Source organism: Pseudomonas sp. GW821-FHT09A09, from assembly GCF_059418405.1.
Genome location: NZ_JBWKPU010000028.1, coordinates 14,331 through 33,062, shown reverse-complemented (window position 1 = coordinate 33,062; position 18,732 = coordinate 14,331). Strand labels below are relative to the sequence as shown.

Annotated in this window: 12 protein-coding genes; 8 read left to right on the top strand and 4 right to left on the bottom strand. The window is 63.3% G+C overall.

The features are described 5' to 3' along the window. Window positions 1-7 precede the first annotated feature (7 nt). The 7 genes from glmS to AC07OV_RS21935 all read left to right on the top strand — a co-directional run bounded on the left by glmS (window position 8) and on the right by AC07OV_RS21935 (window position 8,276). Complete coding sequence (glmS, locus tag AC07OV_RS21965) at window positions 8-1,840, top strand: glutamine--fructose-6-phosphate transaminase (isomerizing) (RefSeq protein ID WP_178920934.1); 1,833 nt, start codon at window positions 8-10, stop codon at window positions 1,838-1,840. Window positions 1,841-1,846: 6 nt separating this feature from the next. Then, window positions 1,847-2,746 (top strand): LysR family transcriptional regulator, encoded by a 900-nt coding sequence (locus AC07OV_RS21960; protein WP_495092973.1) that lies wholly within the window; start codon window positions 1,847-1,849, stop codon window positions 2,744-2,746. Between the two features lie 137 nt (window positions 2,747-2,883). Continuing rightward, a complete protein-coding gene (locus tag AC07OV_RS21955; protein WP_494998360.1) occupies window positions 2,884-3,633 on the top strand; it encodes an SDR family NAD(P)-dependent oxidoreductase in 750 nt (249 codons plus the stop codon). A 33-nt stretch (window positions 3,634-3,666) separates the two neighbouring features. Further along, window positions 3,667-4,776, top strand: a complete 1,110-nt coding sequence (locus AC07OV_RS21950; protein WP_495092972.1) for an alkene reductase — start codon at window positions 3,667-3,669, stop codon at window positions 4,774-4,776. A 145-nt stretch (window positions 4,777-4,921) separates the two neighbouring features. Then, the gene (locus tag AC07OV_RS21945; RefSeq protein WP_495092971.1) at window positions 4,922-6,433 is read left to right on the top strand and encodes a class I adenylate-forming enzyme family protein; all 1,512 of its coding nucleotides are present in this window, start codon (window positions 4,922-4,924) and stop codon (window positions 6,431-6,433) included. Between the two features lie 98 nt (window positions 6,434-6,531). Continuing rightward, window positions 6,532-7,113 (top strand): LemA family protein, encoded by a 582-nt coding sequence (locus tag AC07OV_RS21940; RefSeq protein WP_495092970.1) that lies wholly within the window; start codon window positions 6,532-6,534, stop codon window positions 7,111-7,113. Continuing rightward, complete coding sequence (locus AC07OV_RS21935) at window positions 7,110-8,276, top strand: hypothetical protein (protein ID WP_495092969.1); 1,167 nt, start codon at window positions 7,110-7,112, stop codon at window positions 8,274-8,276. The genes AC07OV_RS21940 and AC07OV_RS21935 overlap by 4 nt, the downstream gene beginning before the upstream one ends. On the opposite strand, the gene pbpC is transcribed toward AC07OV_RS21935, so the two are convergent. The 3 genes from pbpC to AC07OV_RS21920 form a co-directional block, all read right to left on the bottom strand. Next, entirely contained in the window at window positions 8,277-10,574 is a 2,298-nt protein-coding gene (gene pbpC / locus AC07OV_RS21930; RefSeq protein ID WP_495092968.1) for a penicillin-binding protein 1C, read from the bottom strand. It lies immediately after the preceding gene. Beyond that, entirely contained in the window at window positions 10,555-16,365 is a 5,811-nt protein-coding gene (locus AC07OV_RS21925; RefSeq protein ID WP_495092967.1) for an alpha-2-macroglobulin, read from the bottom strand. The genes pbpC and AC07OV_RS21925 overlap by 20 nt, the downstream gene beginning before the upstream one ends. A 78-nt stretch (window positions 16,366-16,443) precedes the next feature. Beyond that, entirely contained in the window at window positions 16,444-17,073 is a 630-nt protein-coding gene (locus AC07OV_RS21920) for a LysE family translocator (RefSeq protein ID WP_495092966.1), read from the bottom strand. A gap of 136 nt (window positions 17,074-17,209) precedes the next feature. Between AC07OV_RS21920 and AC07OV_RS21915 the strand changes: the two genes are divergently transcribed. Next, complete coding sequence (locus AC07OV_RS21915) at window positions 17,210-17,683, top strand: Lrp/AsnC family transcriptional regulator (RefSeq protein WP_495092990.1); 474 nt, start codon at window positions 17,210-17,212, stop codon at window positions 17,681-17,683. Window positions 17,684-17,798: 115 nt separating this feature from the next. Here the strand turns inward: AC07OV_RS21915 and AC07OV_RS21910 are convergent, their stop codons facing one another. Further along, window positions 17,799-18,731 carry a phosphatidate cytidylyltransferase gene (locus AC07OV_RS21910; protein WP_178924220.1) on the bottom strand — a complete coding sequence of 311 codons (933 nt, stop codon included), beginning with the start codon at window positions 18,729-18,731 and terminating at the stop codon, window positions 17,799-17,801. Window position 18,732 lies beyond the last annotated feature (1 nt).

Sequence of the window (18,732 nt, the reverse complement as noted above, 5' to 3'; positions counted from 1 at the left end):
AAACACCATGTGTGGAATTGTAGGCGCAGTCGCTGAACGCAACGTTACCGCCATCCTGCTCGAAGGCCTCAAGCGCCTCGAATACCGCGGCTACGACAGCGCCGGCGTGGCCGTATTTACCAACGCCGGCAAGCTTGAGCGCATGCGTCGCCCGGGCAAGGTCAGCGAGTTGGAACAGGCCCTGGCCGGCGAGCCGTTGGTGGGCCGTTTGGGCATCGCCCACACCCGTTGGGCCACCCACGGTGCGCCCTGCGAGCGTAACGCCCACCCGCATTTCTCCGGCGACTTGGCCGTGGTGCATAACGGCATCATCGAGAACCACGAAGTACTGCGTGAACAACTCAAGGGCTTGGGCTACGCGTTCACCTCGGACACCGACACCGAAGTCATCGCTCACCTGCTGAACCACAAGCTCAAGACCCTGGGCGACCTGACCGTGGCCCTGAAAGCCACCGTGAAGGAACTGCACGGTGCCTACGGCCTGGCCGTCGTGTCCGCCAGCCAACCCGACCGCGTGGTTGCCGCCCGCAGTGGCAGCCCGCTGGTGATCGGCCTGGGCCTGGGGGAAAACTTCCTCGCCTCCGACCAACTGGCCCTGCGCCAGGTCACTGACCGCTTCATGTACCTGGAAGAAGGCGACATTGCCGACATCCGCCGTGAAAGCGTGCAGATCTGGGACGTCAACGGCAATTCCGTCGAGCGCGAAGCCGTGCAATACCGTGACGGTGCCGAGGCTGCCGACAAGGGCGAGTTCCGCCACTTCATGCTCAAGGAAATCCACGAGCAGCCTTCCGTGGTGCAACGCACCCTCGAAGGTCGCCTGAGCCAGAACCAGGTGCTGGTCAATGCCTTCGGCCCGCAAGCCGCCGAGCTGTTCGCCAAAGTACGCAATGTGCAGATCGTTGCCTGCGGCACCAGCTACCACGCCGGGATGGTTGCGCGTTACTGGCTGGAAGAACTGGCCGGTATCCCGTGCCAGGTCGAAGTCGCCAGTGAGTTCCGCTACCGCAAGGTGGTGGTGCAGCCTGACACCCTGTTTGTGACCATCTCCCAGTCCGGCGAAACCGCCGACACCCTGGCCGCGCTGCGCAATGCCAAGGAGCTGGGTTTCCTCGGCAGCCTGGCGATCTGCAACGTCAGCATCAGCTCGCTGGTGCGTGAATCCGACCTGACCCTGCTGACCCAGGCCGGTCGCGAAATCGGCGTAGCGTCCACCAAGGCCTTCACCACCCAGTTGGTCGGCCTGCTGCTGCTGACCTTGTCCCTGGGCCAAGTGCGCGGCACCCTCGCCGAGGGCGTCGAAGCCACGCTGGTAGAAGAACTGCGTCGTTTGCCGACCCGTCTGGGCGAAGCCCTGGCGATGGACAGCACCGTGGAAAAAGTCGCCGAGCTGTTTGCCGACAAGAACCACACCCTGTTCCTCGGCCGTGGCGCGCAGTACCCGGTGGCGATGGAAGGTTCGCTCAAACTCAAGGAAATTTCGTACATCCACGCCGAAGCCTACCCGGCCGGCGAGCTGAAACACGGCCCACTGGCCCTGGTGGATGACGACATGCCGGTGGTCACCGTTGCGCCTAACAACGAACTGCTGGAGAAGCTCAAGTCGAACCTGCAGGAAGTGCGCGCCCGTGGCGGCCAATTGATCGTGTTCGCCGACGAAAAAGCTGGCATGACCAACGGTGAAGGCACCCACGTCATCAACATGCCGCACATCCACGACACCTTGTCGCCGATCCTCTACACCATCCCGCTGCAGTTGCTGTCGTACTACGTCGCCGTGCTCAAGGGCACCGACGTCGACCAGCCGCGCAACCTGGCGAAGTCGGTGACCGTGGAGTAACCCCTCATGAATCGACTGGCTGCCATGGAAGCCTTGGTGCGCGTCATCGAAACCGGTTCGTTTTCCGGTGCGGCACGCCAGCTTCACGTGGGGCAGCCGGCGATTTCAAAAGCCATCGCCCAGCTCGAAGAGCGGCTGGGTGTGCGCCTGCTGTTGCGTTCGACCCACGGCCTGACGCCCACCGAAGCCGGACAAAACTTCTACGAACACGCCAAACGTTCGATCGAAGAGGCCGACGAGGCGGACATGGCCGCGCGGGGTGCCGCGACGGCGCTCACCGGCCGTTTGCGGATTTGCGCCGCCGTGACCTTTGCACGGCTGCACATCGTGCCGCACCTGGGGCAGTTCCTCGCGGAGCACCCGTCGCTGGAGGTCGAGGTGGTGCTGGATGATCGCAACGTCGATCTCATCGAAGCCGGCATCGACGTGGCGCTGAGGATGGGCGACCTGGTCGACTCCGGTTTGACCGCCAGGAAAATCGCCCAGTCTCGCCGCCTGGTGCTCGGCACGCCGGCCTATTTCGAAAGCGCTGGCGAGCCGCAGGTACCTGCGGATGTGGCGTCCCATCAAGCCGTCGTCTACGACCAACGGGGCGGGGGCGCGGTGTGGGCGTTCCAGCAAGGTTCGGAAAAAACCACCGTGACCGTTCGCGGGCGACTACGCATCAGTGCGGCTGAAGGTATTCGTGAAGCGGTGCTGGCCGGGCTGGGCCTCACCATCTCCTCCGAATGGATGTTCGCCCCCGAGCTACAGGCCGGAACCGTGAAACCCGTGCTGCAAGACTGGACACTGCCCTCCATCGACCTGTGGGCCGTGTTCCCCACGGGTCGTCAGGCCAGCGCCAAGGCGCGGGCTTTTATTGCGTTCGTGGAGTCGCGGATGGCAACGGCATCCCCGCCGACCTGATCCTCTTGCTCAAGGCCAAGCTATTCTGATCTGGAATAACCTTCATGCTTGGTCACCCTCTACAAGGCATGTGCCTCCCTCAGTACCGTTGAGTTCTTGGTCCGTAACCCACGGGCACTCATCAGGTGGAGCACTGCATGGCCAGGCTACAAGGCAAGGTCGCCGTCATCACAGGCGGCAACAGCGGTATCGGGCTGGCGACAGCCAAGCGTTTCGTCGATGAAGGCGCCAGCGTTTTCATCTTCGGCCGCCGCCAATCTGAACTGGACAACGCCGTCAGCCTGATTGGCGGCGACATCACGGCGGTGCAGGGCGACGCGTCCGAACCCCGCGACCTCGACCGGCTCTACGCCACGGTCGAGCAGGCGAAGGGCAAGCTGGATGTGCTCTTTGCCAACGCAGGTGTGGTGGAGCTTCGCCCCCTGGAAGCATTTTCCACCGAACACTACGACAAGACCTTCGACGTCAACGTGCGCGGCCTCGCGCTCACCGTGCAGAAGGCATTGCCGCTGCTGCGCGATGGCGCCAGCGTCATCCTCACCGGCTCGATTGCCGGAGTCAAAGGCTACCCCACCTACGGCACCTACAGCGCCAGCAAGGCAGCGGTCCGCTCGTTTGCTCGCACCTGGACGATGGAGCTGAAAGACCGCGGCATCCGGGTCAACACCATCAGCCCGGGCGCCATCGATACGCCGATCATGGACAGCCAGGTATCCACGCCCGAAGAGGCTGACGCCCTGCGCGTTCAGTTCGCACAAGCCACTCCCCTCGGACGCCTTGGCCGGCCTGAAGAGGTGGCATCGGTTGCCCTCTTTCTCGCCTCTGAAGACAGCAGCTTCGTGGCCGGTATCGACCTGTTTGTCGATGGCGGCATCGCCCAGGTCTAGTCACCGCATCCACTCAAAAACACGGAACTCATCATGACCAAGCTATTCAGCTCCACCCAAGTCGGCACCCTCAACCTGGCTCACCGCGTCGTGCTTGCACCGCTTACCCGCCTGCGCACCGAAACCGGTGATGTACCCGGTGACTTGATGGTCGAGTACTACACCCAGCGCGCCACCAAAGGCGGGCTGCTGATCGCCGAAGCCACCAGCGTGTCGCCCATGGGTATCGCTTATGCGCTCGCGCCCGGCATCTACACCGATGCGCAAGTGGCTGGCTGGAAGCGTGTGACCGACGCCGTGCACGCCAAGGGCGCCAGCATCTACCTGCAAATCTGGCACGGCGGCCGCCAGGCGCACCCGGGCAACCTGGACGGTGCGCAACCCGTCGCCCCTTCGGCGATTCGCGGTGAAGAAAAATCGGTGATCCGCGACGGCGACAGCATCGCCGAGGTGGATCAGGTGGTGCCACGCGCGCTCAGGATCGACGAGATCCCGGGCGTTATCGAAGAATTCCGCCGTGGGGCAGAACGCGCCAAGGCCGCAGGCTTTGACGGCGTAGAACTGCATGGCGCCAACGGTTACCTGCCGGACCAGTTCCTGCAGGACGGCTCCAACCACCGCGACGACGCTTATGGCGGCCCGATCGAGAACCGCGCGCGGTTCATGCTCGAAGTCGTCGAGGCACTGGTCTCGGTGTGGGGCGGCAATCGCGTTGCCGTGCGCATCTCACCGAGCGGCCAGTTCGGCACCATGTCGGACAGCAACCCGGCCGCGACCTTCGGTTACCTGGCCGAGGCACTCAACCGCTTTGGCCTGGCCTACCTGCACGTCATCGAGCCGCGCATTCGCGGTTACGAAGACATCGAGCTGAACGTCCCCGCCGTGGCCTCCAAAAGCCTGCGCGGTCTCTTCAAGGGACCGATCCTGGCGGCCGGCGGATTCTCACGGGAAACCGCCGAAGAAATCATCGCGGCGGGCGATGCCGACCTGGTCGCGTTCGGTCGGCTCTTCATCTCCAACCCCGACCTGCCAGAGCGCCTGCGCAGCGGCGCGCCGCTCAATGATTACGACCGTAATACCTTCTACGGCGGCCGTGGTGAGGGTTACATCGATTACAGCTTCCTCGACGAAGTCGTCGCCTGACGCTGTCTTTGTGGCGAGGGAACAAGCGCCCTCGCCACACGGATGTGTACGCACGATTGAGCGTAAACGAACCTTCACGAAATAAACCGGCCCTTCCAGGTGTTCCCTTGGGGAGAACGCGCCAAGCCACCCCTGGAAGACCATCATGCTGACCTGTTTCGAACCCCTTGAAGCCCTGTCCGCCTCGCAAGCCCCGTTGCAGGCACTGTTCCAGCACGCGGCCGAACGGCCCAATGCCATTGCTCTGATTGCCGACGGTGACGTGTGGTCCTATCACCGCCTGGCCGGTGAGGTGGTGCGCCTGAGCAATGGGTTCAAGCGTGAGGGCGTCGAGCCGGGTGATCGTATCGTCATGCTGGTGCGCACTTCGCCGCTGTATGCGGTGTTCCTGTTTGCCGCGATGATGAGCGGCGCAATCATGGTGCCGCTCAAGACTGAATTCACTGCGCGGGAGCTGGAGGAGTTCCTGGGCTGGCTGCGGCCTCGGCTGTTTATCCATGAAGCGGATTTGCAATCCGTCATCGCCCAGATAGACGACGCGGCTATCGAACGCACGCGCACCTTCAGCAGCACGAGCTGGCACGCGCTGCTGGGCGAAGGCAGCCCGCAAACGGCGGCAGTGCCCGGTGATATCGACTCAACCTGCCTGCTGCTGGCGACGTCCGGCACCACCGGCATGCCCAAGCTGGTGGCCTACAACCAGCGTGCGATTGCCCACGTGGTCGGCGCCTTGGGCGCGTGGCAGCTGGATCTGGACTCGTGCACCCTCGGCAGCACGCCGGTGGCCCATGTGTCTGGCTCGTTCGTGTTGATGGCGACAATCATCAAGGGCTGCCAGGAAGTCATGTTCAGCCGCTTCGATGCCGACAAACTGCTCGACGCCATCGAGCAAGAGGGCGGCTCCATGCTGTTTGTCGCGCCGTTCATCTGCCCGCCGCTGGTGGACGCCCAGCGCAAGCGCCCACGGGATCTCAGCTCGTTGAAAGTCTGCGGGATTGGCGGCGACGCGTGCCGGCCGATGGTGGCCGAGACTTTTCAGGACACCTTTGACCTGCGCCTGAACAACACCTATGGCCTGACGGAATGCCTGGGCAGCATGGCCTTCGGCTCCGCCTGGGACACCCTCACCGCCGTGCCCGGGCGCGCCCGCCTGGTGGATGCCAACGGCGTGGCCGTGGCCCCGGGCGAGGTGGGCGAATTGCAGATGTGCGGCCCCAACCTGAGCCTCGGCTACTGGACCGGCCCCGGCGACATCATCAGCCACAGCCGTGATGGCTGGTTTTCATCCGGCGACCTGATGCAGCAGGAACCCAACGGCGAGTTTCGTTTTGTGGGGCGCTGCAAAGACCAGATCGTCTGCTTCACCGACAAGATCTCCCCGGTGGAAGTGGAAAACCAACTGATCCTGCACCCGGCAATCGCCGACGCTGCCGTGGCCGGCGCGCCGGATTGCAACGCCGGGCAACGCGTGGTGGTGCTGGTCAAGCTGGAACAGGAGGCTGCCGGCACCACGGCGGATGAACTTCTCGCCTGGCTGCGCACGCGCCTGGCGCCGTTCAAGTTGCCCCAGCGCATCGTGTTGAGCCAGACCATCCCGCGTAATGCGCTGGGCAAGGTGGACCGGAATGAGGTGGTGCGAATGGCCCAATCCAATTAACGACCTCTTGTCGAATCTGTGGGCTACTGCCGAGCGCACGGTCCGGCTTTAACCCTAGAATGCCCCCTGTGGATAACTCACCCAGGGACGCGCTCACCATGAATATCGAACTGCTAATCGCCGGCATCGTTGTGCTGATCATTGTCGTCGGCCTGGTGGGCTGGATGGTGGGGGTCTACAACGGCCTGGTGATGCGGCGTAACGATGTGGATAAAGCGTTTGCCAACATCGACGTGCTGCTCAAGCAGCGGGCTGATCAGATCCCGGACCTGATGCGTGTGGTGCAGACCGCCATGAATCACGAGCACGCGCTGTTCACCCGGCTCAGCGATGCGCGCCAGCAGTACCTGAATGCCAGCAGCCTCAACGACAAGGTCGATGCGTCCAACCAGTTGAACGCGGCGCTCAAGTCGGTGATTGCGGTGGCGGAGGGTTACCCGACGTTGATCTCCGGCCCCAACATGGTCGAGTTGCAGCACGCCATCTCGGCCGTGGAGGAGCGCATTGCCGACCGCCGTGAGTTCTTCAATGAGTCGGTCAACCTCTACAACATCGCCATTGCGGTGTTCCCCGACCTGTTCTTTGCGCGGATGCTCAGCTATCAGCGCATCCCGCTGCTGGCCATCAGTGCCGAAGAAACCCGTTACGAAGGCGTGAAGCTTGAGGTGCCGGGGGCATGAAAACCACTCAGGCGGGCGTTGTGGTGAAAAAGCCGAAGTGGAAAACGGCGCTGGGCCTGATGTTCCTCGCCGGTTTTATCGCCTTGATGGTGTACGCGCCGAACATCCTGATCGCGCTGTTTTTCCCGATGCTCATCCTGATCGGCCTGCTGGTCAGCTTTGGCCCCAACTTCTACAAAACCGAACAGCGCCTGGCCACCAGCCAGATACGCTCGTTGGCCATGGGCCTGGTGGAGGTGCGCGGCAAGGTCATTGCGGACAAGACGATGCTGTCGCCGGTCAATGGCAAGCCGTGCGTGGGTTATGTGTGGATTGTCGAAGAGGGCACCCAAGACAAAGATGGCGATTGGAGCTGGAGCCGAGTGTCTGGCGAGGCGCGCTGCAATGACTTTCGCCTGAAGGACGCCAGCGGTGAGGTGGCGGTGATTGCCGAGGGCATTGATCTGTTCGGCAATAAATCGCCCGACGAATACGCGTTGCTGGGCAGTTCCCGACGCCAGGGCGAACTTCTGCTGGTGCAGGACCTGGACGTGATGCTGATCGGCGACGCCTGTGAGCGCGATGGCCATACGGTAATCGCACAGGGCAAGGACCCGAAAGCCGTGTTTGGCGTGGCGCTGACCGCTGATGTGGAAAACCGTCGTGTGCTGGCGCCGTTATGGCGTGCCGGTGGCTTCTATGGCGCGATAGTCGGGCTGCTCGGCGTCGGCGTGATGGCCATGACCCCGGCCCATTTTGCGCAACTGCATTTACCGGGGCCCGACACTTATCCACAGATGGCCGGACAGGGTCCGGTGTATCAGTTGCTCGCCTGGCTATACCGCGAAGGTGGTTTTCCGATTCCGTTCATGGCGGCGTTCGGCTTCATGCTGACGATTTTCATGGTGCTGATCTGGACCCGGTTGTTGCTGCCCAAAGGGGTACGCCTGGCCGTGGGACGTGTACTCGGCGCGTGGGCGGCGTTGGGAGCGGTCATCGGCGGGGTGGTGGCCTTGCTGTTGTTTGTCGCCCATGTGGATGCATTGAAGCAATTTTTGATCTGGATGCTGATCTTGCTCGGCACCCTGGCGTTCTCGCTGTTTGAGCAACGCAAGATGGGCGTGGCGTATCAACATTTTGCCAAGCGCGTGAGCAAAGGCAGTTTCAGCGACGAAGACGCCTGATCAGGGCACAAACTCCACTTTCAGCCCCCGGCTGGTGCTGCGCCCCTGATCATCGGTGACCCGCAACCGATACTCCCCCGACTTGCCCGGCCGCCAGTTCAACAGGGCTTGCGGCGGGCCCTGGGCGATCAGGGTCTGGTCGGCGAACCAGTACAGCGTCGTTGCATCGCTGGCGGCGTTGGCGTTCAGCGGGATGCTTTCCTGGGGTTGAGACAGGCGCAACTGATAGCTCACCTGGGTCAGTGGCGAGCGGATCTGCGGCGCTTCGCTCGTGTCACTGATGCGATTGGGCTGGCAGTTTTTCATCACGTTGGGTGGCGTGCGCCGAGGCAGGCCGGCCGCGCGGTACAGGCGTTGCACGTCGCTGGGCCAGAATTCGAAGATTTCTTCACGGGTGTATTGGGCATCGAAGGGCGGGCACGCGGCCTTGCCGGTGCGGGTGTCGATCAGCATCGGGCGATGCAGGTTGGACACGCGAATCGGCGAGACGCCGGGGATGTACCAGGTCTTGCGGGTTTGCGGGCACCAGCGGTTGGGCAACTCGCCGGACGCGGCGCAGACGTCGATGCGCACCAGCCCCACGGGTGGCTTGTCGGGTTTGATCACCACGTTGGGCAACGCCAGGGGCAACGCGTCGGCGATGCGGAAGAACAACGGCGCGGCGGTCTTGGCCCCGATAAACGCCGGGTTCGGCCGGCCATCGAAGTTGCCCACCCACACCACCAGCACGTAGGGGCCCACCAGGCCGGCACTCCACGCATCGTGAAACCCCCAGGAGGTGCCGGTTTTCCAGGCGGTGCGCCAATGACGGCTCGGCAACCCGTCGGGGCGTGGGTTGCGGCGCAACATGTCGCGCACCATGAATGCTGCTTGGGGCGTGAGCAACTGTGGGCCGGTGGATTGAGGCTGTTCCTGCAGATAGCGCAACGGGCGCGAATGCCCGTCGCCGGCCAGCATCACGTACAGGCGGGCCAGCTCTTCCGGGGTCATCTCGCCGCCGCCGAGCGCCAGGGCCAGGCCGTAATGGCTTTCGTCGCGCAGGCCCTTGATGCCGGCGCGTTGCAGCAACCCGTACAACGAAGGTGATTTCACCTGGCTGGCCAGCCACACGGCCGGGATATTGCGACTACGGATCAACGCATCCCGCGCCGTCAGTGGCCCGACAAAACTGCCGTCGAAATTTTCCGGCTGGAAGTAGCCGAAGTTACTCGGCAGGTCCTTGAGGATGCTCATGGGGTGAATCACCCCCTGATCCAGTGCCAGCCCATACAGGAACGGCTTGAGCGTCGACCCGGGCGAGCGCCGCGACAGTACACCGTTGACCTGGCCGTGGATGCCTGTGGATAAGTAGTCCGCCGAGCCCACCAGTGCCTTGACGCTTTGGTCGCGGCTGTCGATCAGGATGGCCGTGGCGTTTTCCACACCGGTGCTGCGTCGTTCGGCGATAAAGCCTGTGATCAGGCGTTCCAGTAACTGCTGCAGTGGTAGGTTGAGTGTGCTGTTGAGCTCGTTGCCCGGCTGGGACGCCAGCAGCTGTTCACTCAGGTGCGGCGCCAGGAACGGGATCTGCTGGCGGTTGCGCGCTTCCAGGGGCAAGTCCAGCAAGCTGTCGTTGCGCGGGTCCTGTGGATAAGTGGCGCGCCAGTCGGCCATCAAGCGCAGCCTGGCGTTTTGCAGCGACGGCCCGAAGCGCGCGCGCCGCCCGGGTTGCTGAGGGATCACGGCCAGTGCCAGCGATTCAGACAACGAAAGCTGCGCCGCCGACTTGCCAAAATAGATGCGGCTGGCCGCCTCGGCGCCTTCGATATTGCCGCCCATGGGCGCCAGGTTCAGGTAGGCCTCAAGGATGTCGTGCTTGCTGTAGCGTGCTTCCAGCCACAGCGCCAGGGCCATCTGCTGCACCTTGCCGGGGACCTGGCGGGTGTTGAGGTCCCACAGGCGTCGTGCCAATTGCATGCTCAAGGTCGAGCCGCCCTGGCGCTGGCCACCGCTGTAGGTGGCCATGGCCGCCCGCAGCAATGCCGGAGGATTGACCCCCGGGTGCCAGTAGAAATTACGGTCTTCCTTGAGCAACAAGGCTTCGACCAATGAAGGCGACATCCGCTCCAGGGGGAGCCACAAGCGGTATTGCCCGTCGTCCGCCAGTGTCATGCGCAGCAGTGAGCCATCGTCGGCCAGCACCACCCGTGATGAGGTCACGGCCTGTTCCAGCGGGGCGTGCGGCCAAAGCCGCAACCCCGCCAGCACCACCGCCGCTGCAAACAGCGGCGCCAGGCGTTTAAGGCTTGGTAATTTCAAGCTGGCCTACTTTGCCGCGCCCTTGCAGGGTGGTTTCGTACATGCCTTCGGCATAAGCCGGTGGCGTATTGAAGGTCCCGGCGTTGGTGGCGCGTACGCGGTACACGAAAGTGCCTACATCGCGCAGCGCGGTGCCGTATAACACCACTCGGTCATCACGCACGTCGACGTAGTCCGGCTGCCAGTTACTCAGCTCGGTTTCGCCGATCGGCGCTTGCCAGGCATCGGCCTCTTGGTTGTCTTCGCTGGTTTCCACGTACTCGGCATCGTCGCCTTCACTTTCCTCGGTGCTCGCGGCTTCCGGCTCCGGCGGCAGGTTATACACAGGCTCGACCCCGCCCGGCAGCAGGTCGACCACGGCCACCTGTTGCACTTGATCGCGGTCGGTAGCCCGCAGGCGCAGGCGCACCAGGAACTCATCGCCGACGGCGACTTTGCTCACCGGGTCGCCCTTGAGGTCGAGGTATTCGTGGATGATTTCCAGGCCGTTGGTGATCGACTTGAGCTTGGCACCCTTGTCGAAGCCGGCTTCGCTGAGCATGTAGAACGCGGCCGGGCCGTCGGTTTTTTCCATTACCAGTTTCTGCGTGGCGCTCGGCACGGCCGCGCGGGGTGGCTGGCCAGCCATTTCCAGCAATTGCTGTTGTTTGTCACTCAGCCACGCGGTGGCCTTGAGGGTCATGTCGCTTTGCGCACGTTGGCCGTAGTTATCCAGCGCACGCAGCAACAGCGCGGCCGACAGCGAGTTGTAACGCTGTTCGTTGAGACGTTTGCCGAGTTTATCCAGCAGCGCCGTCGGCACGTCGTCGATCATCTCCGGGAAGTGCCGTGCCAGCAGGTGCAGGTGTTCTGCGTCGTGCACCAGCGGGTCGTAGTACAGGCCGTCGCTGTCCCACTTATCCACAAGGGAACGCCACGGGATTTTGCGGAACAGCGTGTCGGCCTGGCGATCCTGCTTGAGCAGCTTGTAGCTGGCGGCCAGGTACGCAGCGCCCAGGTCGTTCTGCCAGGTGTCCTTGAAGTAGCTCTCGTAACGCTCGCGGATATCACTCAACGCACCGCTCACCAGAATCCCCTGACGGCTCAGCAGGTAACTGGCGTAGGCGCGGTTGCGCAATTCCGACAAGCCTTCGCTCGGGCCGTTGGCCAGGTCGGTCAGGTACGCATTGGACCGCACCAGCAGGTCCTCCGGCACTGGCAGCCCACGTTCCTTGGCTTCGATCAGGAAGTCAGTGGCGTACAGGCTGGCGTAAGGCGCTACATCCGGGTTGGCCGCCCACAGACCAAAACCACCGGCCCCGTTCTGACGCTGGCGCAACATGCGCACCGCGCCTGTGAACGCCTGTTCGGCTTCCGGCGCGTTGCCGCCCCAGATCAGCGCCGGCATGGCCTTGGACACCAATTGCTCGGTGCAGGCATAGCCGTAGTCGTCCAGGTAATGCTTGAGGCCATTGGCCCATACCAGCGGCGACGCAGCCACGCCCACTTGCACATCGCGCAGTTGGCTGAACAGTTCGCGGGTGGGCTTGAGTTCTTTGTTGGCGCCGTCGAAACGGCCCAGGCTCAAGGCCACGCGGTGCTCGCTCAATGGGCGGACCGAGGTGGTTTCCGCCACCTGGACTCGCTTGCCATCCGGCAGCACGGCGACAAAGCGCAGGTCCGCCGAACCAAGGGTTTCGCCGACCTTGATCTTGAACTCAGCCGTGCCTTCCTTGCGCGGTTGCAGCGACAGCGTGCTGCCCTTGTCGCCCTGAACGTTCAAGCCGTCGCTGGTCTGCAGTTCAAACTTCACATCCGCCGCGGCGTCGAGGTTGCTGAACACCCCGGCGCTCACGTTGAACACATCGCCCGGCGCTACAAAAGCGGGGACGTTTGGCGTGATCACGATCGGCCCGCGCACTTCCGTGTTGGCGTCGCTGACGCCGACGCTGTCGTTATCCACCGCCACTGCAAACAGGTGCAGCTTGCCGTTGAAGCTGTCCGGCACCTGGTAGTGCAGCACGGTTTCACCGGCCGGCAGGTCCACCAAGCCGGACCACCACGCCACAGGCGGCTGGTGTTTACGCTTGAACGGGTTGAGGTGGTTGGCCAGTGCGCCTTCTGTATCACCACCAGGCGCCGCCCCACTGAGCAGGCGGCTGAATTCCGGCAGGATCAGGTCAAGGATCTGACTGGTGCCGACCTCCAACGCACGTTTCTGGAAGAAGAAACCCAGCGGGTCCGGCGTCTGGTAGCGCGCCACTTGCAGGATGCCTTCGTCTACCGCGTAAACCACGGCGCGGCCCGGGCGGTCGGCGGTGACCTTGATGTCCAGGGTCTGCCCCGGCTCGATCTTCGCCGGGCCTTCGACCTTCAGCGCCATGCGCCGCGCATCCAGGTTGATGCTGAACGGCACCACGCCATAAGACAGCGGGCTCATGTACACCTCGGCCGAACCCATGTCCCGCACAAACTGCACGTTGACGTAGGCATTGCCCTCAAGCCCCGCAGGCACGCGGATGTGCTGCACGCTGTTGGTGCTGTCGGCCTTGAACCACTGCTGGGTGTAGACCTTGTCGCGCTCGATGGTGATCAAGCCCGCGCCGGTGTACGGCGCGCGGATGCTGATGGCGATCTCATCACCGGTGGCATAGCTGCGTTTATCCAGGCGCAGTTGCAGTTCGGCGTTGCGCTCCAGGGAGCGCGAAGTGTTGCCGCGCCCGGCCACGCTGTAGTCGATCTGGTTAAGCAGGTTGCCGTTGGCATCCTTGAGTTGCAGGGTGAAATCCCCCGGCGTACCGGTGTTCAGAGCCTGCTTGGCGCCGTCTTTGGTCATCACCAGCGGTGAAGCCGGTTGGCTGATGTTCTTGATGCGCGACTCGTATTTGTAGGTGCCGTTGGACTGTTTCACCAGCACCGACACGTAACGGTGTTCCACCACTTCCGTGGTCAGGCCGTCGACCGCCACCGGCGTAAGATCTGGCGCTACCGCCAGCCATTGCACCTGGCGCGGCGCATCCTTGGCGACATACGACAGCGAATCCTGACTTTTCACACCGACCAGGTAAGGCGCGGACGACACCAGCAAGGCGTTTTGCGCCGCCACGTTACGACCGCCCTCGGCTTCGAACACCTGGGTCATCACCTGCAGGCGATAGGTGCTGTTGGCGAAGCGTTGCAGGTTGAGGTCGAGCGTGGCCTGGCCGTTGTCATCCACGGTGGTTTCGGCCAGGTCTTCGGTGCTGGCGTCTTCCAGGGCGTTGTTCAGGCGGAAGCGGTAATCCGGGTAGCGGTCGAACGCCGCGAGCGTTGGGCTCAGGGACATTTTCGCGGTGACGCGGCGGCCGGACGCCGGGGCGCCGAACAGGTGCATGGCGGTGACCTTGGCCACCACCTGGTCCGGTGGAATCCAACCCAGCACCGGCGTGTCGTGCAGGCTCAGGCTGACCTTCATGCGATCCGGCTCGAAATCCCGCACCTTGAAGCTGACACTGCCCAGGTCGGTGCGGGTCTGCTTCTCGCCAATCAACTGCAAGGTCGCGGTGTACTCACCGGCCGGGGCGACTTCGCTGCTGGGGAAATCAAAGGTTTCAAAGCCGCTGGCCGACAGTTTCAGGGGCTGGCGAATCACTTCCAGGCCCCGTGGGTCGGTGATTTGCAGCTCGACGGGCAGGCCTTGCAGGGCACCTTTCCAGTTGCCGCTGCGCACGATCATGCCCAGGTGCGCGGTCTCGCCCGGCCGGTACAGGCCACGGTCGGTGAACAGGTAGGCGCTGAGGCGATCAATCGCGCCGTCCTCTTCCAGACCGCCTACGTCGAAGCGCGACAAATCCAACTGCTGGGACTGGCGGGCAATCGGCAGGAACGACTGGTCATTGCCCCGTGTGACCACGTACATCAGCGGGGTTTTCTCACGGCGCAGTTCGTCCAGCTTGGCGAAATGCGCGTGGCCTTCGGCGTCAGTGCGGCCGCTACTCACCGGCAAACCGTTGCGGCCAATGATGTCGACTTGGGCGTCAGACACCGGCGAACCGTTGCCGATGGACTGCACATACACGTCATGGCTGCCGTCACTGGAGCGCTTGGCGATGATGCCGAGGTCCGTCACCACGATGAAGCGCAGGTCGCTGGTGCTGCTGCGGTCGTACTCGAAGGTGCGGGTGGCCGGGTCATCCTGCGGGCTGAGCTTGAGCACGAAAATGCCGCGACGCCCGCCGTTGGCGGTGAGGTAGTGGCTGAGGTCCACATTGTCGTAGACGGTTTTTGCCGGGTCGTTGGACGACAGGGGGATGTCCAGCGACTGACGCTCAACCATGCGGTCAAAGTATTCGTTGCCAAAGTTCGGCCGGGCAAAGCTGCCGCTGCTCTGGTCCACCAGGTGCTGCAACTGGTTGGGCAGCAGGCGGGCGATTTCCACGTGGGCGCCGGGCACGCCACGGGCCATGAAGCCCAGGCGCTTTTCACCGTTGAGGCTGAGCAGTGCGCCGTCAGACAGGAACTGCAGGGTGCGTGGGTAAGCCGGCATGCTGATCAGCGAGGCCGTAGGGTTTTTCGCCAGGTAGCCGCCGATGGCTTCCAGGTTGGCAGGCACGCGCACGTAAATGGCGCGACCGGCCGGAGCCTTGAACTTGAAGGCGTGCAGGGTGTTCAGCGGTTCGACGCTGGGCACGTGGGTCAGGGTGACCTTGGTGCTGCGGGCCAGCAGGGCGTCGTCGATGTCGTTGCTGTTATAGGGGCGCGTGTCGTCCTGGGCTTTTTCCGGCAGCAACCAGGCCTGGACCTTACCGGCGATGGTTTCATCGGCGACGGCGCTGGAACTGCTGAACATCAGCACCGGCTCCGGCTCGCCGCGTTGGTTGTCGACAAAACTCACGTCGGCGCCGGTGAACGTCAGGCGATAGCGGCCGGGCACGGTGACTTCCGAGACCAGCGGCGCGGTGCTGGCGTTGCCGCCATCACGGGCCTTGATGCCTTCATCGAGCTTGGCACTCACCGGCGTGCTTTCCAGCGGCGTCGCCAAGGCGGCGGAGCGGACGTAGGCGTTGAGCCTGGTGTCGTCGAAGGTGACTTCCGGGCGGTTGGGCAACTGGGCGTCGCGGTAGGCCAGGCCTTTGCCGAGGGTCACCGACACGCGTTTACGCAGGTTGTCTTCATCCACCGGGTGGGAAAAATGGAAGGTCGCCACCAGTTGTTTCAGCGTCGGGTTGGACGGGTCCTGGTACAGCTCGTTTTGCGCCAGGGTGGCGCGGAACGGTTGGGTGGAAAACTGGCTGCTGTACTGGCTGAGCAATACGCCGTCGGCCAGCAGCTTTTTCTTGGCCAGGTCCAGGGTGTAATGGGCGTCTATCGGCCAGTCTTTTTCCGGCACGAACTGCAGGGTGCGGTCATCGGACCAGCGCCAGGCGCCCGCCACCGGTGGTTTGAGGGTGATGCCTTCTGTGACCGGCTTGCCAATGGCAGCCAGTGGGGCCACGGACTCGGCAAAGCGCACCTGCAAGTTATCCACAACCGGTGGTTGCTGGGTGTAGTCGGTCAGGTTCGGCTTGTGCAGCGAGTAACCCACGGTGTGGGGCTGCGGCAGGTGGGAATACCACTGCCAGCCATAGAAGCCGGCGCCGGCCAGTAACGCCAGGCCCAGCACGCCAGCACCGGCTTGGCGCGGATAGGCGCGGGCCTTGTGGCCCAGGTTCGCCAGGCCACGGCCGATAGCGCGCAGCCAGAACGGCGGATGCCATTCGCCAAAGACGGCCCCCACCACAGTCAGTAACGCACTGGTCATACGGCGGCTGATCGCTTTCAACGAATCGAACATGGTGAGCATCCCTGGCTAAGTGCGGCGTATCTTACACGCGTCTTTGATACAAAAGATGACGTGGATACGCCGGACCGCTCAGGCGTGTTGCACAAAGGTGAGGCGTACCGCAAAACCGATCAAAAGACTGCCGAACAACCATTGTTGCACCCGCTGCGCCGAACGATTGCGCGCCAGCCATCGGCCGATGCGCGCACCGGCCAGGGCGTAGCAGCAGTCGAAGGCAAAACCGACCGCCACCAGGATCACACCCAGCAAGGCAAACTGCGCCGCCACCGGGCCGGCCTGCGGGTTGATGAACTGCGGCAGCAGCACCGAACAGAACAGCAGCGCCTTGGGGTTGAGCAGGTTGGTCAACAGGCCACGCTGGAAGGCTTCGCGCCAGGCGTGGGCCTGTGTGATGGCGTGTGTCGGGTCGAGGTTGGGCAACAGGTTCGCGCGCAGGCATTGCACACCCAACCACAACAGGTAGGCCGCACCGCCCAGGCGCACCACGTCAAACGTCCACGGCGCCACCTTGAACAGCGTCGCCAAGCCCATGCCGGCCAACGCCACGTGGCACGCCCGGGCAGCCCCCAGGCCAATCGCCGTGGTCAACGCCAAAGCCTTGCCCTGGCGGGCGCCGGTTTGCAGCAGCAGGATCATGTCCGGCCCCGGCAGCAGATACGCCACCGAAAGGGCCACCAAAAACAACCAGAGCTCCGCCATGTTTCACCCCCTTGAATGGTTGGCAAATTCTAGGGCGCAAAGGCGGGGCAGGTGGTTGCGTAGTCAGCTGATAAATCGGCTAGTCTTGGCACTATCTACCACTAACAACTACAAAGACCATTCACTTATGCCAAATCTGAAACTCGATGCTTTTGACCGCAAGATTCTAGAAGCCCTGCAACGGGATGGTCGCCTGAGCAACGTGCAACTGGCCGACGAGATTGGCCTGTCTGCTTCACCTTGCCTGCGCCGCGTACGCCTGCTTGAAGAAGCCGGGGTCATTCGCTGCTACCAGGCCACGCTGGATCGCGATGAAGTGGGCCTGGGCATGATGGTGTTTGTGGGCGTGAAGGTAGAGCGGCATAACGACACCGAGGCCAATGCCTTTCGTGAGGCGGTGACGGCACTGCCCGAGGTGATCTCGGCGTTCCTGGTGTCGGGGGAGTCGGACTTTCTGTTGCAGGTGGTGGTGCCGGATTTGCGCGGGTATGAACGGTTTGTCACCGGCAGCCTGTTGACGCTGCCGGGGGTGAGGGATATCCGCAGCAACTTCGCGATCCAGACCGTGAAGACCCCCGGAGCGTTGCCGTTGGGCCATCTACCCACCTAACGGCCCACCACAACACCTTGTAGGAGCCGGCTTGCCGGCGATGGCGTCCTCAGGGGCCCCATCGCCGGCAAGCCGGCTCCTACAGGGGAATCATTGGGTTTGAGGGCTGTGATTGTCAGGTCCACCAGTAACGCACGAGGTGGAAGAAGATGGGCGCCGCGAAGCACACGGAGTCCAACCGATCCAGCATGCCGCCGTGCCCTTCGATCATATGCCCCCAGTCCTTAACGCCACGGTCGCGCTTGATTGCCGACATGACGATGCCGCCAGCAAAGCCCAGCAGGTTGATCAACAGCGCGATCAAAAACGACTGCCACGGGTTGAACGGTGTGGTCCACCACAGCGCCGCACCGATCAGCGAGGAGAGCAGGATACCGCCGACAAAGCCTTCCACGGTCTTGGACGGCGACAGGTTGGGCGCGATCTTGTGCTTGCCGAACAGCTTGCCGCACACGTACTGCAGCACGTCCGAGAGCTGCACCACGATCACCAGGTAAGCGATCAGCAACAGGTTGCGGCCTTCGTAGCCCGGGATGTCGAGGGTCAGCAATGCCGGTACAAATGACACGCAGAACACCGCGATCATCAAGCCCCACTGCACTTTCGAGGCACGCTCCAGAAAGTGCGTGCTGTCGCCGCCCAGCGACGCGAGGATCGGCAGCAGCAGGAACACGTACACCGGGATGAAGATCGAGAACAGCCCGTACCAATCCGAATAGATCAGCAAGTATTGCAGCGGCAGGGCCAGGTAGAACGCCGCCACCAGCGCCGGGTAGTCGCTGCGGCGGGTGGGGGTCAGGGTGAGGAACTCACGCAGGGCATAGAACGACACGGCGTAGAACAGCAGGATCACCGCGCCGGTGCCGAGCCAGAAGGCGATGCCGATCACCACCACCATCACCCACCAGGCATTGATGCGGGCGTTGAGGTTGTCGATCACCGCATTCGGTGTGCCACGGGTACGCAGCTTGAGGATCAGGCCGATCAGTGAGGCGAGCACCAGGATCGCGCCGATACCACCGAACAACATCAGGGTTTGGCTAGGCATG